We start from the raw sequence: 17,364 nt of genomic DNA on the forward strand, positions 1-17,364 counted from the left end.
CCGTGAAAGCCGCACCGTTCGCCTACGTCCGGCCCGCGACGCTCGACGACGCCGTCGCCGAGCTCGTACGCAGCGCCGGTGAGGGCAAGGTGCTCGCGGGAGGCCAGTCGCTGGTGCCGATCCTGGCGATGCGGCTGGCCCGTCCGTCCACCGTGGTCGACATCGGGGCACTGTCCGAACTGGACTTCGTGTGCCGCGACGGCGACGAGCTCGTGATCGGGGCCCTGGTGCGCCAGCGGACGCTGGAGGGGCACCCGCTCGCCGCGGCCGTGCCCCTGCTGCGCCTGGCGCTGCCGTGGATCGGGCACCGCGAGCTGCGCAGCCGGGGCACGGTGTGCGGCAGCATCGCGCACGCCGACCCCGCCGCCGAGCTGCCCGCGGTGGCCTGCTGCCTGGGCGCGTCGCTCGAGATCGCCGGTCCGCACGGCCGGCGCACCGTGGCGGCGGCCGAGTTCTTCCACGGCGCCATGGCCACCTCGGTCGGCGCCGAGGACGTGCTGGCCGCGGTGCGCTTCCCCGTGGCCCGCCCTGGTGAGGGCTTCGGGTTCGCCGAGATCGCGCGCCGCCACGGCGATTTCGCGCTGGCCGGGGTGGCCACGCGGTTCCGTGCCGACGACGGGGAAGCCGCGTTCACCGCGTTCGGGGTGTCCGATCGTCCGGTCACGCGCGACGTCACCGGTCTCGGCGACGACGAAGTGGCCGACCTGGCCCGCGACCTCGTGGACACCGCGGGCGACACCCACGGCTCACGCGAGTACCGGCAGCGGCTCGTGGCGGCCCTGGCCGTGCGCGAGCTGGCCCGGGCGCGGCGAGCGGCGGAAGGAGGAACGGCATGACGCTGCCGCGGCCGGTCCGCGCGGAAGCCGGCGAGCCCGTCGACGTGACGATGACCGTGAACGGCACGGAGGTGTCGCTGTCGCTGCCCGCGCGCGTGACGCTCGCCGACGCGCTGCGCGACCACCTCGGCCTCACCGGCACGCATCTGGGCTGCGAGCACGGCGTGTGCGGGATGTGCACCGTGCTGGTCGACGGCTCCGCCGCCCGCGCGTGCCTGTTGTTCGCCTGCCAGCTCGACGGCGCGGACATCGTGACGGTCGAGGGCCTCGGGCGCCCGGACGACCTGCACCCGTTGCAGGAGGCGTTCGGCTCGCACCACGCGCTGCAGTGCGGGTTCTGCACGCCGGGGTTCCTGCTCAGCTCCTACGACCTGCTGGCGCACAAGCCGGACGTCGCCGAAGAGGACCTCCCCGTGGAGCTGTCCGGCGTGCTGTGCCGGTGCACCGGCTACCGCAACATCCTCTCCGCGGTGTCCGAAGTGGCCGGTGCGCACCGCGACGGGATCCCCGAGCCACGCAACTGCGGGCACCACGTGCTGATGGGCCATACCGCGGCCAAGCCCGGCGCCAAGTCCGCGCCCGAACCGGTGGGCGTCAAGGAGATCGAACTGCCGCAAGGGGATCCGACCTTCACCGTCGAGGTCACCCAGGAGCTCACCGCGTCGCCAGAGAAGACGTGGGCCGTGCTCGACGACATCGACCTCGTCGCCGCGTGCCTGCCCGGGGCGGAGATCACCGAGCACCTCGGCGACGATCGTTACCGCGGCCGGGCGCGGGTCTCCGTCGGGCCGATCCGGCTTTCGTTCGCGGGGCTGGCGCAGGTCACCGAACGTGACGCGGAGGCGCACCGCCTGCGGGTGATCGGCCAGGGCGAGGACGTCGGGGGCGGGCGCACCCAGGCCGTCATCCTGCTCGTCGCGGAGGAAACCGGCGTGGGGACGCGGCTGCGGGCGACCGCGCAGGTGTACCTGACCGGCCGGATCGCGCAGTTCGGCCGCGCGCTGGCCGGCGACGTCAGCCGGCGTATGTTCGAGCAGTTCGCCGCGGCCGTGGAGGAGACCGCGGTGTCCGGGGTGCGCACGACGGCAAGGAAGCCGCCGGGCGCACTGGCCCTCCTCGCAGCCACTCTCGCGGCGAAAGCCCGGGAATGGGGCCGGCGCCTGCGCCGGGCCGAGCACAACCCACCCACACATCCGAAAGGGACTCAACGATGAGTTCGACCGCCCCGATCGACAAGATCCTGAGCGACGCCGTCGACGCCGGCGACGTGCCCAACGTCGTGGCCATCGCCGCCGACGACAACGGCATCATCTACGAAGGCGCCGCCGGCCCGCGCGCCGCCGGCAGCGCCGACCCGGCGTCCGCGGACACACACTTCCGCATCATGTCGATGACCAAGATGGTCACGACCACCGCGGCGTTGAAGCTGGCCGACCAAGGGCAGCTCGACCTCGACGCGCCGGTCGAGCGGTACCGGCCCGAGTTCGCCGAGATGAAGGTGCTCGAAGGCTTCGACGGTGACCAGCCGAGGCTGCGGGCGCCGGCCTCGCGGGCGACCGTGCGGCAGCTGATGACGCACACCTCGGGCCTGAGCTACTGGTTCTGGAACGACGACATCGTGAAGTGGGAGAAGGCCACCGGCATCCCCAACGTGCTGTCGGGCCAGAAGATCGTGCTGACCGCCCCGATGATCGCCGATCCCGGCACGAAGGTCGAGTACGGCACCAACACCGACTGGCTGGGCCAGGTGGTCGAGGCCGTCGCCGGGGTGACGCTCGACGTGTTCTTCAAGGAGCACATCACCGGGCCGCTGGGGATGACCGAGACGTCGTTCGCCCCGACCGGCCCGCAGCGCAGCAACCTGGCGCCGGTGCACGTCCTGGGCGAGGACGGCAAGTGGCTGGCCACCGACATCAACATCCCCGAGCAGCCCGAGTACTGGGCGGGCGGCCACGGTCTGTACTCCACGCCGCGCGACTACCTCAAGTTCCAGCGGATGCTGCTGGGCGGCGGCACGCTCGACGGCACCAAGGTGCTCGAACGCTCCACTGTGGACGCCGCGTTCACCAACCAGATCGGCGACCTGGACTTCCCGGCGCGTATCCCGACCGCGGACCCGACGTCGTCGTTCGACTTCGCCGCGGGTCCGGGCCACAAGTGGGGCCTGGGGCTCGTGCTCAACAGCGAGCAGCGACCGGGGATGCGCGCCGCGGGCAGCGGGACGTGGGCCGGGCTGTGCAACTCGTTCTTCTGGGTCGACCCGGTGAACCGCGTGACGGGCGCGATCTACAGCCAGTCGCTACCGTTCGTGCCGCCGCCGTTCGTCAAGCTGTACGAGGACTTCGAGCGGGCGCTGTACGCGACGCGCTAGTTCCTGAGGCGGCGACGTCCCCGGCCGGGTGCCGCGACCATCCGGCCGGAGTCGTCGGACTCTACGGGTCAGGCGGCCAGCGCCAGCCCGCCGTCCACGGCGAGGACCTGGCCGGTGAGCCAGGCCGCGTGCGGGTCGGCCAGCCGCACGATCCAGGCGGCGACGTCGGCCGGCTGACCACGGCGGCCCAGCGGGATGCGCTCAACCTCGGCTGCCTTGACGCGGTCGACCTCCTCTGGTGACAGGCCTGCCGACACCAGCGCTTCGCTCTCCGTCGGCCCGGGGGCGACCGCGTTGACGCGCACTCCGTCGGGCGCCAGCTCGAGTGCCCAGCTGCGCGTGAGGGATTCGATGGCCGCCTTCGAGGCGCCGTAGTGGGACGCGCCAGCCAGCGGGCGGTGGCCGAAGGTGCTGGAGACGTTGACGATCGCGCCCCGGCTTTCGCGCAATGGCTTCAGCGCGGCGCGCGCGAGCAGGCTGGGCGCGACGACGTTGACGGCGAACAGGCGCTCGACACCCTCGGCGGTGGTGTCGGCGAGCGGCATCCCGGTGAAGATGCCGGCGTTGTTGACCAGCACGTCGAGCCGGCCCCAGCGGTGCAGTGCGGCGTCCACAACGGACTGCGCGGCCCCGGTTCGCGCCAGGTCGGCCGCGTGGACCTCGATCGCCGGATGCCGGGCGGCGGTCTCGACGAGGGCTTCGACCCGCCGGCCGACGACGAGGACTTTCGCCCCCGCGTGCGCGAACGCCTCCGCGCTCGCGCGGCCGATGCCCGATCCGGCACCGGTGACGATCACGACGTGTCCGGACAGGTCGCTCAACGTCGGGTTCACGGGTTCACTCCTTCGTTCGATGTTCTGCGAACGTCGAACGTAGCACGTTGTTCGGCCGTCGTAGAATGACGGGCGACACTCCCCCGACGAACGGATCCGCATGAGGCACCCGACGCCCCCGCCGGCGCCCGAGGACATGAAGCTGGCCGAGGTGCTCTCCGCGTTGAGCGACTCCGTGCGCCTCGGCCTGGTGCGCCAGCTCGCCGACGGCGCCGAACGCAAGTGGGGCGACCTGCGTGCGCCCGTCGCGAAGTCCACACTCAGCCACCACCTGAAGACGCTCCGCGGCGCCGGCGTCACCGAAACCCGCGAAGACGGCACCCGTTGCTTCGTCACCCTCCGCCGTCGCGCGCTCGACCAGCGGTTTCCCGGCCTCCTGGACGCGGTGCTGAAGGCCGCCGACGAAGAGCAGATCGGCGAAGCGCCCGCGCTCGACAGGACCGCCCCTCGCCCCTAGCCTGACTAGAGCGATCGCTCCAGCGGGAGGCGCCATGCCGACGATCGAACTGTCCGCCGGGCCGATCGACTACGTCGACACCGGCGGCCCCGGACCCGTGGTCGTGTTCACGCACGGCTTTCCGATGAACGAGACGCAGTGGCGCAAGGTCGTCCCGCTGCTGGCCGGCTACCGCTGCGTGCTGCCGACGCTCCCCCTCGGCGCCCACCGCAAGCCGATGCGCCGCGACGCGGACCTCTCCCAGCGCGGCCAGGCACTGCTGCTCGGCGAGTTCCTGGAACGCCTCGGCCTCGCCGACGTCACCCTCGTCCTCAACGACTGGGGCGGCCCGCAGTTCCTCGTCTCCGAAGGCCGCGCCGACCGCGTCGGCCGCCTGGTGCTCGTCGCGTGCGAGGCATTCGACAACTTCCCGCCGCCACCCGCCCGGCCGCTGGCGCGGCTGGCCGAAGTTCCCGGCGGCGTCTGGCTCCTCATGCGACTGTTGCGCACGAAGTTCTTCCGCCACAACGAAAAGACTTACGGCGGCCTCGCCAAGCACGGCATCCCCGACACCGTGCTCGACGACTGGTTCGCCCCGGCCACCCGCGACCGCGCCATCCGCCGCGACCTCGCCAAGTTCGCCGTCTCGACACCGGGCCGCGACGTCCTGCTGCGGTGGACGGCGCGGCTCTCCGACTTCGACCGCCCCGTGCTGGTCGTGTGGGCGCCGGAGGACCGCATGATGCCGGTGTCCCACGGCCGCCGCCTGGCGGAGCTCTTCCCGGGCGGCCGGCTCGTCGAGATCGCCGACTCGTGGACGCTCGTCCCCGAGGATCAGCCGGACCGCCTGGCCGAAGTGCTGCGAAAGTTCCTGCCCGCGGCTGTCTGACTCGCTACTGCTGATACGGCCGTTGCTGCGGCTGGTATCCCGGCGGCGGCGGTTGCTGAAACCCTCCCGGCGGCGGGAATCCCGGCTGTTGCTGGTATCCCGGCTGCTGCTGATACCCCGACGGCTCCTGGTATCCCGGCTGCGGCGCGAATCCCGGCTGCTGCTCGTACCCCGGCGCCGGCGCGAATCCCGGCGGCGGAGCGAAGGCGGGCTGCTGCCCGGGCACGGGCTGGGAAACCGGGCCGGACCCCTGGTCGGCCCTGCGCCGGATCGCGACCACCAGCCGCCAACCGCACGCGGCCGCGATCCCCGCGCCGATCCCGAACGTGACCCACCGGCCGCCGCCCTTGAAGGTCTCCGCGTCGTCGATCGACTCCTGCAGTTTCTCTTCGTAGGTCTCGCTCGACGTCACGCCGTACTGGGTCCTGTCGCAGGTCTGCCCCGGCCGCATCTCGTCGCTGCCGCACAACACCTTGCCGGACGACCCGGTGCCGAACAGGCCGAGCGCCATCAACCCCAGCCCGAACAGCAGGCCGACAGACCACCAAACCACGCTTTTCATTCATCCCCCGCTGTGTCATATCGGATAGCGAGGCATATCAGACCACAAATCGAACTGTGACGCACAGGCTTCCGACGTAACTTCCGAAAGAGTCAACCCACCCGAGTGGCGGTGCGTCTTCCGCGGGGTTGCCTCGCAACACCCCGACCAGCGCGCGGTGCGGTGACGTCGCTCCCCCGCCGCAGCGCTGACCCGGTTTCACCGCCCGTGCGCGGTGGTAACCGAGAGGCAGGAAGGGAACCACCCATGACTGCCGACGAGAAGCAGCTGGACGAGCAGCTCGAGGAAGTGCGCCACGCGATCGGCGAGGCCAAGGACGCCGCTCAGGAAGCCCGCGACTCGCGCCCGGACCCCATGGGCGCCGGGTCCGGGTCGGCGGGTCCCGGCGAGCGGGAGGAGGACGCACCATGAGCGACCCGGAAAAGCACGAAGAACACGACGATCCCTACGGCGAATCCGCCGAGGCGCAGCGCGAGACCGTCCGCGGCGAACAGGGCACCTCGCAGGACCCGCACGACGACACCGACCCGCAGTCGGGCTCCTGACCGGTTTCACCTGCGCCGCAACGGGTATCCGCCGCTCACGAGCGAAGGAGGAGCCGTGCCTCAGGAAACCTGGAGCGACAAGCGCGAGCGCCAGTACGAGCACATCAAGTCGGCGCAGAAAGACCGCGGCGCCAGCACTTCGCGGGCCGAGGAGATCGCCGCCCGCACGGTGAACAAGAACCGCGCCCGTTCCGGCGAGTCCCGCACCGCGAGCACGACCTCGATCCGCGACAAGAGCCCGCAGCAGCGCGGCGGGGAACGCAGCGGCAAGGGCCTCGGGCCGGGCGGGCCGACCAGGGATCAGCTGTACAACGAGGCCAGGCAGCGCAACATCAAGGGCCGCTCGAGCATGACCAAGAAGGAACTGCAAAAAGCCCTGGGCCGCTGACTCCGGCCCTGGGCCCGATCCCGTCGGCAGCCCCCTGCCGACGGGATCGGCGCGTCCACTCTGGACTTTTTCGCCTGACGAGGGAGGCCGACCGTGAACAGCCGGCTGATCGCCGTCGCCATCGACTGCCGCAACGCCGAGGCACTGGCCGAGTTCTGGCGAGAGGCCCTGGACTACCCGGCCACCGAACGCTGGACCGACCACCACGGGCTGACCTACGTCGAGCTCAAAGCGCCCGGCCGGGCGTCGCTGCTGTTCCAGCCCGTGCCCGAGGGCAAGACCGTCAAGAACCGGCTGCACCTCGACGTCGCGCCCACCACCGTCGAGCAGCGCGACGAGGTCGAACGCCTCGTCACCCTCGGCGCGAAGATCCTCGACGACCCGGACGACGAGCACTGGATCGTCCTGGCCGACCCCGAGGGCAACGAGTTCTGTGTCCTGCCGCGGCGCTGACCTCGGCCGGTTCCGACGCGAGTACCGAGGAGGGTCCATGCAGCGTGGACGACAGCCGGTCCTGGAAGCGACCGAGCGGAGGCAATCCGCCGAACCCCCGCAGCTCACCGAGGTGCACTACCGGTTGTGGGCCCGCTTCGCCGGCCCCGCGTGGCTGCGCCGCCTCCTCGGCGACCGCAACGGCCTTCGCCTCGACGCAGAAGGCCTGTACGTGCGCCTCGGCCCCTGGCTCGTCACGACGCCACTGGACAACCTCGCCGGCGCCCGGGTCACCGGGCCCTACCGCTCGTGGCGCGCGCTCGGCCCGCACCTGTCCCTCGCCGACCGCGACCTCACCCTCGGCACGACGACCGAACGCGGCGTCTGCCTCGGCTTCCGCGGGCCGGTCCGCGGGCTCGACCCGTGGGGCCTGGTCCGCCACCCCGGCCTGACCGTGACGGTCGACGAGCCGGAGCTCGTCGCCGAGGTCGTCAACCGCGTCGCCGACCGCTGAACAGAGCGTCACCCGTGACCAAGGCCCAGGAAGTCTTCGACAGCACAGGCGCGCACCCCGAGGTCACGATCGCGCGGGTCAACAACCACGGGAAGTGACACTTCACCCGGACGGTTGACCCCATTCGGAGTGGGTACCCGGCGGGGCGATGACGCTGGGAGCACAGCCATGAGCACCGATGACCTCGTCTCCGTCCTCGCCGAGGACCACCTGGGGTTGAGCAGGATCTGCACCGAGCTGGAAATCGACCACGGCAGCCCGGAGAACCGCCGGGAAGTGGCCGATCACCTCATCGCCCAGCTCGTGCGGCACGAGGTGGCCGAGGAGCCGTACCTGCCGCCGGCCCCGCCCTGCACGGCGCCGACGACCTGATGCGCCTGGTGGAAGGCCTGGGCCCGCAGGACGCACGCTTCGAGCGCCTGCTGGCGACCTTGCTTCACGCCGTGCGGCAACATCTGCGCGAAGCCGGGCCCGCGGTCACCAGGCCGCGCAACCGCTACCCGGCCGACCGGTTGCGGGAGCTCGGCCAGGACGTCCGCGAAGGCCGCCGGGCCGCGGACTCACTGCCCCACCCGGCGATCGCCGGCCGCACACCCCCGAACGCGCTGCTGCGAACGGGGCCGGGGTTCGTCGACCGCGTCCGGGCGACGCTGACCTCCGTCCACTGAGGACCGTTCGCCACCAGCTTCGAACCGGAGGAACCCGCGAATGACCGCAGTGGAGGACGTGCTGGCCGAGTACGGCACCACCCACGCCGAGCGGGCCGGCATCAAGCTCGCCGACAAGCCGCAGCCGCTGTACCAGCTGCTCGTTCTCACCACGCTGATGTCGGCGCGCATCGGCTCCGACATCGCCGTGGCCGCGGCGAAGGAGCTGTGGCAGGCGGGCTGGCGGACCCCGAAGGCCATGCGGGACTCCGAATGGACCGACCGCGTCCACGCGCTGGGGCGCGGCCGTTACGTGCGCTACGACGAGAGCACCGCCCGCTACCTCGCGGACAGCGCGGAGTTCCTGCACGAGCGCTACCAGGACGACCTACGCAACCTCGCCGACGCCGCCGGCCGCTCGCCGGAACGGCTGGAGAAGCTGCTCACGGAGTTCCCCCGCATCGGTCCGACCGGCGCGCAGATCTTCTGCCAGGAGGTCCAGGCCGTGTGGCCGTGGGTGCGCCCGTACTTCGACAAACGGGCGCTGGCCGGCGCGAAGAAGGCCGGGCTGCCGGCCGATCCCGAGAAGCTCGCGGGCCTCGTGGCGGGCGACGACGTGGCCCGGCTCGCCGCCGCCCTCGTGCAGGTGAACATCCGCGCGAAGAAGGACTGAGAACCGACGCTGCCGGGTCTCGCGCCCGGCAGCGTCGGTTCGATCACGGGTCCACCGTCACGGGTCCACAGTGGAGTCGGCGACCGCGGTGTGGGCCAGTGCCGCGACCGTCTCCTCGAGGCCGCGCTGGATCTCGTCGCCGGAGCCCTCGCGGACGCTGCTCAGGGTCACCTCCACGCGGCTGGCCGCGGGTCCGGCCTCGTCGATCGAGAGGGTGCCGTGGTAGTCGTCCGGGCCTTCGGCGCCCCAGGACAGGGTGCGGGTGCCTTCGTCCACTTCGAGCCAGGCGTCACCCTCGACGTGCCGGCCGTGGACCTCGGCCTCGACGTGGACGGTGTCGCCGCCTTCAGGACGCGCCGCTTGCATCTGCGAGAAGTAGTGCGGCAGGTTGCGCGGCTCGCGCAGGTAGGCGAACAGCTCATCGGCGGGCAGTTCCACGGTGGCGCTGTGCCGGTAGTCGGTCATGGGAACACCTCCTGGCCCGCCGAGTACCCGCGGGCCGCCGCGCCAACCACCGCCTGGCGGCTCCCCCGGCCGCTCACGTTGCGGGACCACCACGTACTTCGGGTCCTGGTACGGCTGCGGCGCTCGAAGCGAACCGCGCCCGCTGAAGGTTGAGCCGCCGCGAGAGCGGGAACCCGGGGACCACCCGGCGGCCCGTGCCGGAGGGCGACGCGACGATGGAGGTGCTGTGGTGACCGAAGAGGTGCAGCCGATTCCGCCGAAGGAACGCTCGTTCGGCGAGCTCGTCTCCGACCTCACCGACCAGGTGAAGCGGCTGGTGCGCGACGAGGTCCGGCTCGGGGTCCTGGAGCTGAAGCAGAAGAGCACGCGGATGGGCGTGGGCGCCGGGTTGTTCGGCGCCGCCGGGCTCGTCGCGCTGTTCGGCGCGGGGGCGCTGGTGGCCGCCGCGATCATGGCGCTCGCGCTCGTGCTGCCCGGATGGGCGGCGGCGCTGGTCGTCGCGGGCGCGTTGTTCGTCGTCGCCGGGATCTCGGCGCTCGTCGGGCGCACGCAGATCAAGAACGCGACGCCGCCCGTGCCGCAGGAAGCCATCGAGGGCGTCCGCAAGGACGTCGAGGTCGTCAAGCAGGAGGTGCGCTCGTGAACCGCGAGTTCCCGGAGACCCCGGACGACGTCCGCATCGACCGCGACGCCACGCGCGCCGAGCTCGCGCAGACGCTGGAAACCCTCGAGCAGAAGCTCGATGTGCGCCCGAAGATCAAGCAGGGCATCGACGACCGGCTCGACCAGGCCGAGGCCAAGGTCGGCACGGTCGTCGGCGAACCGACGGCCGCGAAGTTCCGCCAGGGCGCCGAAACCGTGCGCGCCAACCCGGTCCCGGTCTTCGCGAGCCTACTCGGCCTGATCGTCGTGCTGCGGCTCATCCTGCGCCGGCGCTCGCACGAAGATTGAGTGGCGCCAAGGATGTTTGCCCGCCGCGGCCCCGCGGTACCCGGGCGGCATGACCACAACCGTTGCGGACTACGTGTTGCAGAGGCTGCGCGAATGGGACGTCGAGCAGGTGTTCGGCTATCCCGGGGACGGGATCAACGGCCTCGTCACCGCGTTCGGCGCCGCGGGGAACGACCCGCGGTTCGTGCAGGCGCGGCACGAGGAAATGGCGGCGTTCGAGGCCGTCGGGTACGCGAAGTTCAGCGGACGCGTCGGCGTGTGCGCGGCGACGTCCGGGCCCGGCGCGATCCACCTGCTCAACGGCCTCTACGACGCCAAACTCGACCACGTGCCCGTGGTGGCGATCGTCGGCCAGACCGCGCGCAGCGCGATGGGCGGCAGCTACCAGCAGGAAGTCGACCTGCAGGCGCTGTTCAAGGACGTCGCGAGCGAGTACCTCGTCGAGGTCAACGTGCCCGAGCAGCTGCCCAACGCGCTCGACCGCGCCATCCGCACCGCGCTCGCGCAGCGCGCCCCCACGGCCCTGATCATCCCGGCGGACGTGCAGGAGCTGCCGTACTCGCCGCCCGGGCACGAGTTCAAGCACGTGCCCTCCAGCCCGCCCGGCCACCCGCGCGCGAAGGTCGTGCCGCCGGACGAGGAGCTGACGCGGGCGGCCGAGGTCCTCAACTCCGGTGAGAAGGTCGCGATCCTGCTCGGCCAGGGCGCGCGCAACGCCGTGACCGAGGTCCGCGAGGTCGCCGAGCTGACGGGCGCGGGTGTGGCCAAAGCGTTGCTGGGCAAGGACGTGCTGCCCGACGACCTGCCGTACGTGACCGGCGCGATCGGCCTGCTGGGCACGCGCCCGAGCTACGAGCTCATGCACGACTGCGACACTCTGCTGATCATCGGCTCCGGCTTCCCGTACAGCCAGTTCCTGCCACCGTTCGGGCAGGCGCGCGCGGTGCAGATCGACCTCGACGCGCGGTACCTGGGCCTGCGCTACCCCACCGAGGTCACCCTCCTCGGCGACGCCAAGTCCACTTTGGAAGGGCTCCTCCCGTTGCTGGAGCGCAAGACCGACCGCGTGTGGCGTGAGCGGATCGAGAAGAACGTGACCGAGTGGACGGACACCGTCACGCGGCAGGCCATGCTGGCGGCGGACCCGATCAACCCGATGCGGATCGTCCAGGAGCTGTCCGAGCGGATCCCCGAGGACGCCATCGTCACCGCCGACTCCGGCTCGACGGCCAACTGGTACGCCCGCAACCTGCGCATCCGCGGGCGGATCCGCGCTTCGCTGTCGGGGACGCTCGCGACGATGGGCCCGGGGGTGCCGTACGCGATCGGCGCCAAGTTCGCGCATCCCGACCGCCCGGTGGTCGCACTCGTGGGCGACGGGGCCATGCAGATGAACGGCATGGCCGAGCTGCTCACCCTCGCGCGCTACCGCGAGCTGTGGCCCGACCAGCGGTGCGTGATCTGCGTCTTCCACAACGGCGACCTCAACCAGGTCACGTGGGAGCTGCGCGCGATGGGTGGCGCGCCGAAGTTCGAGCCGTCGCAGTCGCTGCCCGAAGTGTCCTATGCGGACTTCGCCCGCGGCATCGGGCTGGGCGGCATCGCGGTCGACGACCCCGAGCGGCTCGGCGACGCCTGGACCACGGCGCTGAACGCCGACGTCCCGACCGTCCTCGACGTGCGGTGCGACCCCGAGGTGCCGCCGATCCCGCCGCACGCGACTTTCGAGCAGATCAAATCCATGACCGAATCGGTGCTCAAGGGCGATCCCCACGCGTGGCACCTGGTCGCCCAGGGCCTCAAGACCAAGGTCCAGGAGCTCCTGCCGACGCGCACCTGATCCCGCGCACCAGAAAGGAGTCCCTTGTGGACACGCACGACCTGCGTCCCCTGACGACAGCGACCGGACCGTTCGCCTCGGTCCACTTCGACCAGTCACATGACACGGAAGACGCGGCCAAGCAGCTTCGCTTGCGACTCAGGGAGATCAACGCGGCCCTGTCCGAGCAGGACGCCGACCCGGCGACGGTCGCCGCGATCGTCGAGGCGATCGAAGCCGCTCCCCCGCCTGTCGGGCCGGCCGGGCGGAGCCTGATCGCCGCGCACGGCGAGATCGTGGCCGACCGGCGGCTCGCCGCGCCACCTGCCGCGCAGGAGGCGCGGTACTCGGACCTGCCGTACTTCCTGCCGGTGGTGACGCACGCCGAGGACGCGCCCGAGCACGTGGTGGTGCTCGTCGATCGCCACGGCGCGGACGTCGAGGTGCACCACCCCGACGGCACCGTGCGCGCGGAAACCGTGCAGGGCCCCGAGGACGACGTGCACAAGGTCCGCGGCGGCGGCCCGGCGCACCGGAACCTGCAGCACCGCACCGAGGAAGCCGTGCGGCACAACCTCGAGGGCGTCGCCGCGGCCGTGGTCAAGACGGTCGAACGGACCGGCGCCCGCCTGGTCGTGCTGGCCGGCGAGGTGCAGGCCCGCGCCGAGCTGCTCGGCCTGCTGCCGGCGCCCGTTCGCGCGATCGCCGAGGAGACCGACGTCGGGGGCCGCGCCGCCGGCGCCGACCGCGCCGAGCTGGACGAACACGTCCACGAGCTGCTGGCCGGCCGCCACCTCGGCGAGCTCGACGACCTCGCCGAACGCTTCCGCGCCGAGGTCGGGCGCGGTTCGGGCCTCGCCGTCAGCGGCCTGGAAGCCGTGACGGCGGCGCTGTCCGAGGCCAACGTCGCCACCCTGCTCGTCGGCGACCCCGGCGACGCCGAGGTGCTGACCGGCCGCGAACCCACCCAGGTCGGCGTCGCCGCGCCCCGGCTGGCGGCGCTCGGCGCTCCCGAACCCGCACCCCACCGCGCCGACGAGGCCCTCCCCTACGCCGCCGTGGCCGTCGGCGCGGACGTGGTGGTGATGGACGAGCGCCTCGACCTGCCCGGCGGGTTCGCCGCCCTGCTGCGCCACCCGTGACCCCGTGACCCCGTGACCCTCTGACCCCCGGGCGGTGCGGGCAGGCGGCGGGGTGTGCCCGCACCGCCCGGACACCACGGCGGTGCCAGACATCCCCCGCCAGACATCACACTGCAGAGGGCCGGCCGGACACGCCGTTCCGGCCGGCCCTCTGCGCTGCCTCAATCCTCCTTCGCAGCCCCCATCACCGCGCCCGCGACGGCTTCCACCACGCCGTCGTCGAAGACGGTCGGCACGATGCGCTGCGGGGTGAGGTCGTCGGCGACGACGTCGGCGAGGGCGCGGGCCGCGGCGAGGAGCATGCGGCTCGTGACGCGGGGCGCGCCGGAGTCCAGCAGGCCGCGGAAGACGCCCGGGAAAGCGAGCACGTTGTTGATCTGGTTCGGGTAGTCGCTGCGGCCCGTGGCGACGATCTCCGCGTGCTTGCCCGCGATGTCCGGGTCGATCTCGGGGTCCGGGTTGGCCAGTGCGAACACGATCGCGCGGTCGGCCATCGCGGCGACGTCGTCTTCGCCGAGCAGGCCGCCGGCGCTGACGCCGATGAAGACGTCGGCGCCGGAGAGCGCGTCGTGCAGGCTGCCCTCGACGGCACCGTCGCGGTTGGTGTTCTCCGCGAGCCAGCGCTTCTCGCCGACGAGGTCGCGGTCGGGGTGCAGCACGCCTTGGCTGTCGCAGACGGCGATCCGCTCGTACCCGGCCTCGCGCAGCAGCCGCGCCGTGGCGCTGCCCGCCGCGCCCGCGCCGGAGATCACCACGGAAGTGCCGGCGGGCTCGCGCTCGGTCAGCTTCATCGCGTTGTGCAGCGCGGCGAGCACGACGACCGCGGTGCCGTGCTGGTCGTCGTGGAAGACGGGGATGTCGAGCTCGTCGTGCAGGCGGCGCTCGACGGTGAAGCACCTCGGCGCGGCGATGTCCTCGAGGTTGATCGCGCCGAACGAGGTCGCGAGGTCCTTCACCGTCCGCACCAGGTCGTCCGGATCCCGGCTGACCGGGCAGATCGGCCACGCGTCGACGTCGGCGAACCGCTTCAGCAACGCCGCCTTGCCCTCCATCACGGGCAGCGCGGCGGCCGGGCCGCGGTCGCCAAGGCCGAGCAGCGCCGAACCGTCGGACACGATCGCGACCGAGTTGGCCTTCACCGTCTCGCGCATCAGCGCGGACGGGTCGTCGGCCACCCGCTCGGCCACCTCGGCGACCCCGGGCGTGTACTCCTTGGCCAAGTCCTCGGGTCCCTCGAGTCGGACCCGGACCGAGATCTCCACTTTTCCACGGCTACGGCTCATGTCCCGCCGGATACCCCGGGCGGACACCGGGAAATCAGCCGGTTTTTCACCGGCGTTACGCCCGCAGAGCCGGCAACAGCTCCTTCTCGCGAAAGCCAGGAACTCCTCCCGCCGGTCGCCTCCGACCTGGATCAGCGCCGGGTCCGTGACGCCCGAATCCGCGAACTGCTGCACCGCTTCCCGGATCGGCCCCACCTCCGGACCACCCGGGATACCCGCGGCCACGTCGTCCTGGCGCACGAACTGCGTCGCGCCCGCGAACCCGGCCGGCCCCGGCAGCTCCGAGTTGACCTTCCACCCCCCACTGAACCAGCGGAACTGGTCGTGCGCTCGCCGGATGGCCGCGTCCCGGTCGGGATCCCAGCACGGCAGCTGCGCGACCTTGCGCATCGGCGGGCCGAGGCGCGTGGCGTCCCACTCGCCGCACAGCGCCGGGTCGGGCTCGACCGCGATCATCACGTCGGCCCGCGCGGCGAACCGGTACACCGCCTGGTCACCGGTTCGCCGTCACCCGGCGCGGCGCGCTCCGGGGGCGTTGCCCGGGGTGATCTGCGAAGCTGCCTTCCATGGCTTCCCGGACGAGTTCTCCCTGGTTGCGCTGGACGACGATCGCCCCGGTGGTCGCGGTGGTCGTGCTGGCGGTGACGTGGGGGCGGGTGCTCGGGACGGTGCCGGTGATCATCGTCGCGGTGGTGCTGGCGGCCGCGGTGCTCGCGGCGGTGCATCACGCGGAGGTGGTGGCGCACCGGGTCGGCGAGCCGTTCGGGTCGCTCGTGCTGGCGGTGGCCGTCACGGTGATCGAGGTGGCGCTCATCGTCACGCTCATGATCTCCGGCGGCCCGAAGACGGCGTCGCTCGCGCGGGACACGGTGTTCGCCGCCGTGATGATCACGTGCAACGGCATCCTCGGCCTGTCGCTGCTGGTGGGTGCGTGGCGGCGCAAGACGGCGGTGTTCAACGCGGAGGGCACCGGCTCCGCGCTGGCCACCGTCGCGACGCTCGCCACCCTCAGCCTCGTCCTGCCCACGTTCACCACTTCCCGCAGCGGCCCGGAGTTCTCCCCCGGGCAGCTGGCGTTCGCCGCCATCGCGTCGTTGATCCTCTACGGGCTTTTCGTCGTCACGCAGACCGTGCGCCACCGCGACTTCTTCCTGCCGATCGACGACGAAGGCGCCGTGGTCGAAGAGGATTCGCACGCGAAGCCGACGACCACCCGCACCGCCCTGTTCAGCCTCGGACTGCTGCTGGTGGCGCTCGTGGCGGTGGTCGGGCTGGCCAAAGTGGAGTCGCCGGCGATCGAGGCCGGCGTGGCGGCGCTGGGGTACCCGCAGTCGTTCGTCGGCGTGGTGATCGCGCTGCTCGTGCTCCTGCCCGAGACGCTCGCCGCCACCAACGCCGCGCGGCGCGACCGCGTGCAGGTGAGCCTGAATCTCGCGCTGGGTTCGGCGATGGCCAGCATCGGCCTCACGATCCCGGCGATCGCGCTCGCGTCGATCTGGCTCAGCGGGCCGCTGCTGCTGGGCCTGGACGCCACGCAGATCGTGCTGCTGGTGATCACCGTCGTGGTCGGCGGCCTCACTGTGGTGCCGGGCCGCGCGACGCGCCTGCAGGGCGGCGTCCACCTCGCGCTGCTGGCGGCTTTCGTGTTCCTCGCCGCCAGTCCCTGAGCCAGTTCCCAGGCCGCTGTCGAGCCGGGCCGCGCCCGTTCGTCCTCGGGGTGCAAGGACCTCGTGGAAAGGACGGACGATGGAGACTTTGGCGTTGTACCGGCAGGCGCAGGACGGGTTCGACGCGGTGCTCGCCGTGGTGCCGGCCGAGCGCTGGGACGCGCGCTCGACGTGCCCCGAGTGGTCGGTGCGCGACCTCGCGGGCCACGCGGTCTGGGGCCAGCACCAGCTGCGCGCCTGGGCCACCGGCGAGGACTACGCCGACCGCTCGGGCGCACCGGGTTCGCCCCACCCCGCGCCGATCGCCGGTGACGATCCGCTCACGAGCTGGCGGACGGCCCGCACGGCCTGCCTCGCCGCGCTGACCCCCGCGGCGCTCGCGCGGACCACCACGATCCCGGGCCTCGGCGAGGTACCGGTCGCCGCCGTGGTGAGCCTGCTGACCACCGACCTGGTGGCCCACGCGTGGGACATCGGCCACGCCCTGGGCGCCGACGTGCGCCTCGACCCCGCCACGGTCGCGGCCGCCTTCGACTGGGCCCGCGCGCACGCCGTGCGCGCCCCCGGCTTCTTCGGCCCGGAACTCACGCCGCCACCCGGCTCGGACGACCAGACGCGGATGCTCGCGTTCCTCGGCCGGGCCGCGTGGGAGCCGGTCGCCGCGTGACGCCGGCCGGTGGGTGTGTCCGATGTGGACACACCCACCGGCACGGCAGTCGGTGCCGCGCCAGGTCGAGTCGAGCTGTTCGGCAACCAGCCCGGTCAGCAAATCGAGTATTCGGCGTACCTGCCCGATTTCGGCGGGTGGCAGCAATCCGGCAAGAACCGTCAGGAAGCGGGCACGACCTGGCCGAGCGAGCCGATCACCGCACTCTGGGTCTCCCTCCCCTGACGCGGCACCGGCGAACGGC

The 17,364-nt window shown here is 72.2% G+C and carries 24 protein-coding genes; 20 read left to right on the forward strand and 4 right to left on the reverse strand.

Going from position 1 to position 17,364, the window contains the following annotated elements:
- Positions 1–2 precede the first annotated feature (2 nt).
- The 3 genes from AB0H62_RS19335 to AB0H62_RS19345 are packed head-to-tail and all read left to right on the forward strand — an operon-like array spanning position 3 to position 3,207.
- Positions 3–836, forward strand: coding sequence for an FAD binding domain-containing protein (locus tag AB0H62_RS19335; protein WP_360587231.1), 834 nt, complete (start codon positions 3–5; stop codon positions 834–836).
- Complete coding sequence (locus AB0H62_RS19340) at positions 833–2,050, forward strand: 2Fe-2S iron-sulfur cluster-binding protein (RefSeq protein WP_360587233.1); 1,218 nt, start codon at positions 833–835, stop codon at positions 2,048–2,050. Before AB0H62_RS19335 ends, AB0H62_RS19340 begins: the two co-directional genes overlap by 4 nt.
- A complete protein-coding gene (locus AB0H62_RS19345; RefSeq protein ID WP_220241041.1) occupies positions 2,047–3,207 on the forward strand; it encodes a serine hydrolase domain-containing protein in 1,161 nt (386 codons plus the stop codon). Before AB0H62_RS19340 ends, AB0H62_RS19345 begins: the two co-directional genes overlap by 4 nt.
- Positions 3,208–3,275: 68 nt before the next feature.
- Here AB0H62_RS19345 and AB0H62_RS19350 read toward each other — a convergent pair whose 3' ends face one another.
- The gene (locus AB0H62_RS19350; protein ID WP_360587235.1) at positions 3,276–4,040 is read right to left on the reverse strand and encodes an SDR family oxidoreductase; all 765 of its coding nucleotides are present in this window, start codon (positions 4,038–4,040) and stop codon (positions 3,276–3,278) included.
- Between the two features lie 100 nt (positions 4,041–4,140).
- Between AB0H62_RS19350 and AB0H62_RS19355 the strand changes: the two genes are divergently transcribed.
- Both AB0H62_RS19355 and AB0H62_RS19360 read left to right on the forward strand, forming a co-directional pair.
- Positions 4,141–4,497, forward strand: a complete 357-nt coding sequence (locus tag AB0H62_RS19355) for an ArsR family transcriptional regulator (protein WP_360587237.1) — start codon at positions 4,141–4,143, stop codon at positions 4,495–4,497.
- Positions 4,498–4,531: 34 nt separating this feature from the next.
- Positions 4,532–5,365, forward strand: coding sequence for an alpha/beta hydrolase (locus AB0H62_RS19360; protein WP_360587239.1), 834 nt, complete (start codon positions 4,532–4,534; stop codon positions 5,363–5,365).
- 4 nt (positions 5,366–5,369) lie between these two features.
- Here the strand turns inward: AB0H62_RS19360 and AB0H62_RS19365 are convergent, their stop codons facing one another.
- Complete coding sequence (locus tag AB0H62_RS19365; protein WP_360587240.1) at positions 5,370–5,927, reverse strand: hypothetical protein; 558 nt, start codon at positions 5,925–5,927, stop codon at positions 5,370–5,372.
- 246 nt (positions 5,928–6,173) lie between these two features.
- Between AB0H62_RS19365 and AB0H62_RS19370 the strand changes: the two genes are divergently transcribed.
- From AB0H62_RS19370 to AB0H62_RS19405, 8 genes are all read left to right on the forward strand, one after another.
- Positions 6,174–6,338, forward strand: coding sequence for a hypothetical protein (locus tag AB0H62_RS19370; RefSeq protein WP_360587242.1), 165 nt, complete (start codon positions 6,174–6,176; stop codon positions 6,336–6,338).
- On the forward strand, positions 6,335–6,472 hold the full coding sequence (locus AB0H62_RS19375) for a hypothetical protein (protein WP_360587244.1): 138 nt from the start codon (positions 6,335–6,337) through the stop codon (positions 6,470–6,472). The genes AB0H62_RS19370 and AB0H62_RS19375 overlap by 4 nt, the downstream gene beginning before the upstream one ends.
- Positions 6,473–6,527: 55 nt before the next feature.
- Entirely contained in the window at positions 6,528–6,860 is a 333-nt protein-coding gene (locus tag AB0H62_RS19380) for a plasmid stabilization protein (protein ID WP_360587246.1), read from the forward strand.
- 93 nt (positions 6,861–6,953) lie between these two features.
- Positions 6,954–7,313 carry a VOC family protein gene (locus AB0H62_RS19385; RefSeq protein WP_354880711.1) on the forward strand — a complete coding sequence of 120 codons (360 nt, stop codon included), beginning with the start codon at positions 6,954–6,956 and terminating at the stop codon, positions 7,311–7,313.
- 37 nt (positions 7,314–7,350) lie between these two features.
- The gene (locus tag AB0H62_RS19390) at positions 7,351–7,806 is read left to right on the forward strand and encodes a hypothetical protein (RefSeq protein WP_360587247.1); all 456 of its coding nucleotides are present in this window, start codon (positions 7,351–7,353) and stop codon (positions 7,804–7,806) included.
- Between the two features lie 168 nt (positions 7,807–7,974).
- Positions 7,975–8,178, forward strand: coding sequence for a hypothetical protein (locus AB0H62_RS19395; RefSeq protein WP_360587249.1), 204 nt, complete (start codon positions 7,975–7,977; stop codon positions 8,176–8,178).
- Positions 8,178–8,474 carry a hypothetical protein gene (locus AB0H62_RS19400; RefSeq protein ID WP_360587251.1) on the forward strand — a complete coding sequence of 99 codons (297 nt, stop codon included), beginning with the start codon at positions 8,178–8,180 and terminating at the stop codon, positions 8,472–8,474. The genes AB0H62_RS19395 and AB0H62_RS19400 overlap by 1 nt, the downstream gene beginning before the upstream one ends.
- 40 nt (positions 8,475–8,514) lie before the next feature.
- Entirely contained in the window at positions 8,515–9,126 is a 612-nt protein-coding gene (locus AB0H62_RS19405) for an endonuclease (protein WP_360587253.1), read from the forward strand.
- Between the two features lie 57 nt (positions 9,127–9,183).
- Here the strand turns inward: AB0H62_RS19405 and AB0H62_RS19410 are convergent, their stop codons facing one another.
- On the reverse strand, positions 9,184–9,591 hold the full coding sequence (locus AB0H62_RS19410; protein WP_220241061.1) for an SRPBCC family protein: 408 nt from the start codon (positions 9,589–9,591) through the stop codon (positions 9,184–9,186).
- Between the two features lie 229 nt (positions 9,592–9,820).
- Between AB0H62_RS19410 and AB0H62_RS19415 the strand changes: the two genes are divergently transcribed.
- Genes AB0H62_RS19415 through AB0H62_RS19430 form a run of 4 tightly spaced genes read left to right on the forward strand, consistent with a single transcriptional unit; the run spans position 9,821 to position 13,503 of the window.
- Positions 9,821–10,234: a phage holin family protein gene (locus AB0H62_RS19415; RefSeq protein ID WP_255638057.1), complete on the forward strand. Its 414-nt coding sequence runs from the start codon at positions 9,821–9,823 to the stop codon at positions 10,232–10,234.
- On the forward strand, positions 10,231–10,542 hold the full coding sequence (locus AB0H62_RS19420; protein ID WP_220241065.1) for a DUF3618 domain-containing protein: 312 nt from the start codon (positions 10,231–10,233) through the stop codon (positions 10,540–10,542). Before AB0H62_RS19415 ends, AB0H62_RS19420 begins: the two co-directional genes overlap by 4 nt.
- Before the next feature lie 49 nt (positions 10,543–10,591).
- Positions 10,592–12,382 carry a thiamine pyrophosphate-requiring protein gene (locus tag AB0H62_RS19425; protein ID WP_360587255.1) on the forward strand — a complete coding sequence of 597 codons (1,791 nt, stop codon included), beginning with the start codon at positions 10,592–10,594 and terminating at the stop codon, positions 12,380–12,382.
- A 26-nt stretch (positions 12,383–12,408) separates the two neighbouring features.
- Entirely contained in the window at positions 12,409–13,503 is a 1,095-nt protein-coding gene (locus tag AB0H62_RS19430; RefSeq protein ID WP_360587257.1) for a Vms1/Ankzf1 family peptidyl-tRNA hydrolase, read from the forward strand.
- Positions 13,504–13,664: 161 nt separating this feature from the next.
- Here AB0H62_RS19430 and AB0H62_RS19435 read toward each other — a convergent pair whose 3' ends face one another.
- Complete coding sequence (locus tag AB0H62_RS19435) at positions 13,665–15,272, reverse strand: malic enzyme-like NAD(P)-binding protein (protein ID WP_360587259.1); 1,608 nt, start codon at positions 15,270–15,272, stop codon at positions 13,665–13,667.
- Between the two features lie 80 nt (positions 15,273–15,352).
- Between AB0H62_RS19435 and AB0H62_RS19440 the strand changes: the two genes are divergently transcribed.
- From AB0H62_RS19440 to AB0H62_RS19450, 3 genes are all read left to right on the forward strand, one after another.
- The gene (locus AB0H62_RS19440; RefSeq protein WP_360587261.1) at positions 15,353–16,453 is read left to right on the forward strand and encodes an ionic transporter y4hA; all 1,101 of its coding nucleotides are present in this window, start codon (positions 15,353–15,355) and stop codon (positions 16,451–16,453) included.
- 79 nt (positions 16,454–16,532) lie between these two features.
- On the forward strand, positions 16,533–17,120 hold the full coding sequence (locus tag AB0H62_RS19445; protein WP_220241071.1) for a TIGR03086 family metal-binding protein: 588 nt from the start codon (positions 16,533–16,535) through the stop codon (positions 17,118–17,120).
- Between the two features lie 24 nt (positions 17,121–17,144).
- Positions 17,145–17,345 (forward strand): hypothetical protein, encoded by a 201-nt coding sequence (locus AB0H62_RS19450; RefSeq protein ID WP_220241072.1) that lies wholly within the window; start codon positions 17,145–17,147, stop codon positions 17,343–17,345.
- The last annotated feature ends 19 nt before the right edge of the window (positions 17,346–17,364 follow it).

This window comes from Amycolatopsis sp. NPDC050768 (assembly GCF_040654155.1).
GTDB lineage: Bacteria > Actinomycetota > Actinomycetes > Mycobacteriales > Pseudonocardiaceae > Amycolatopsis.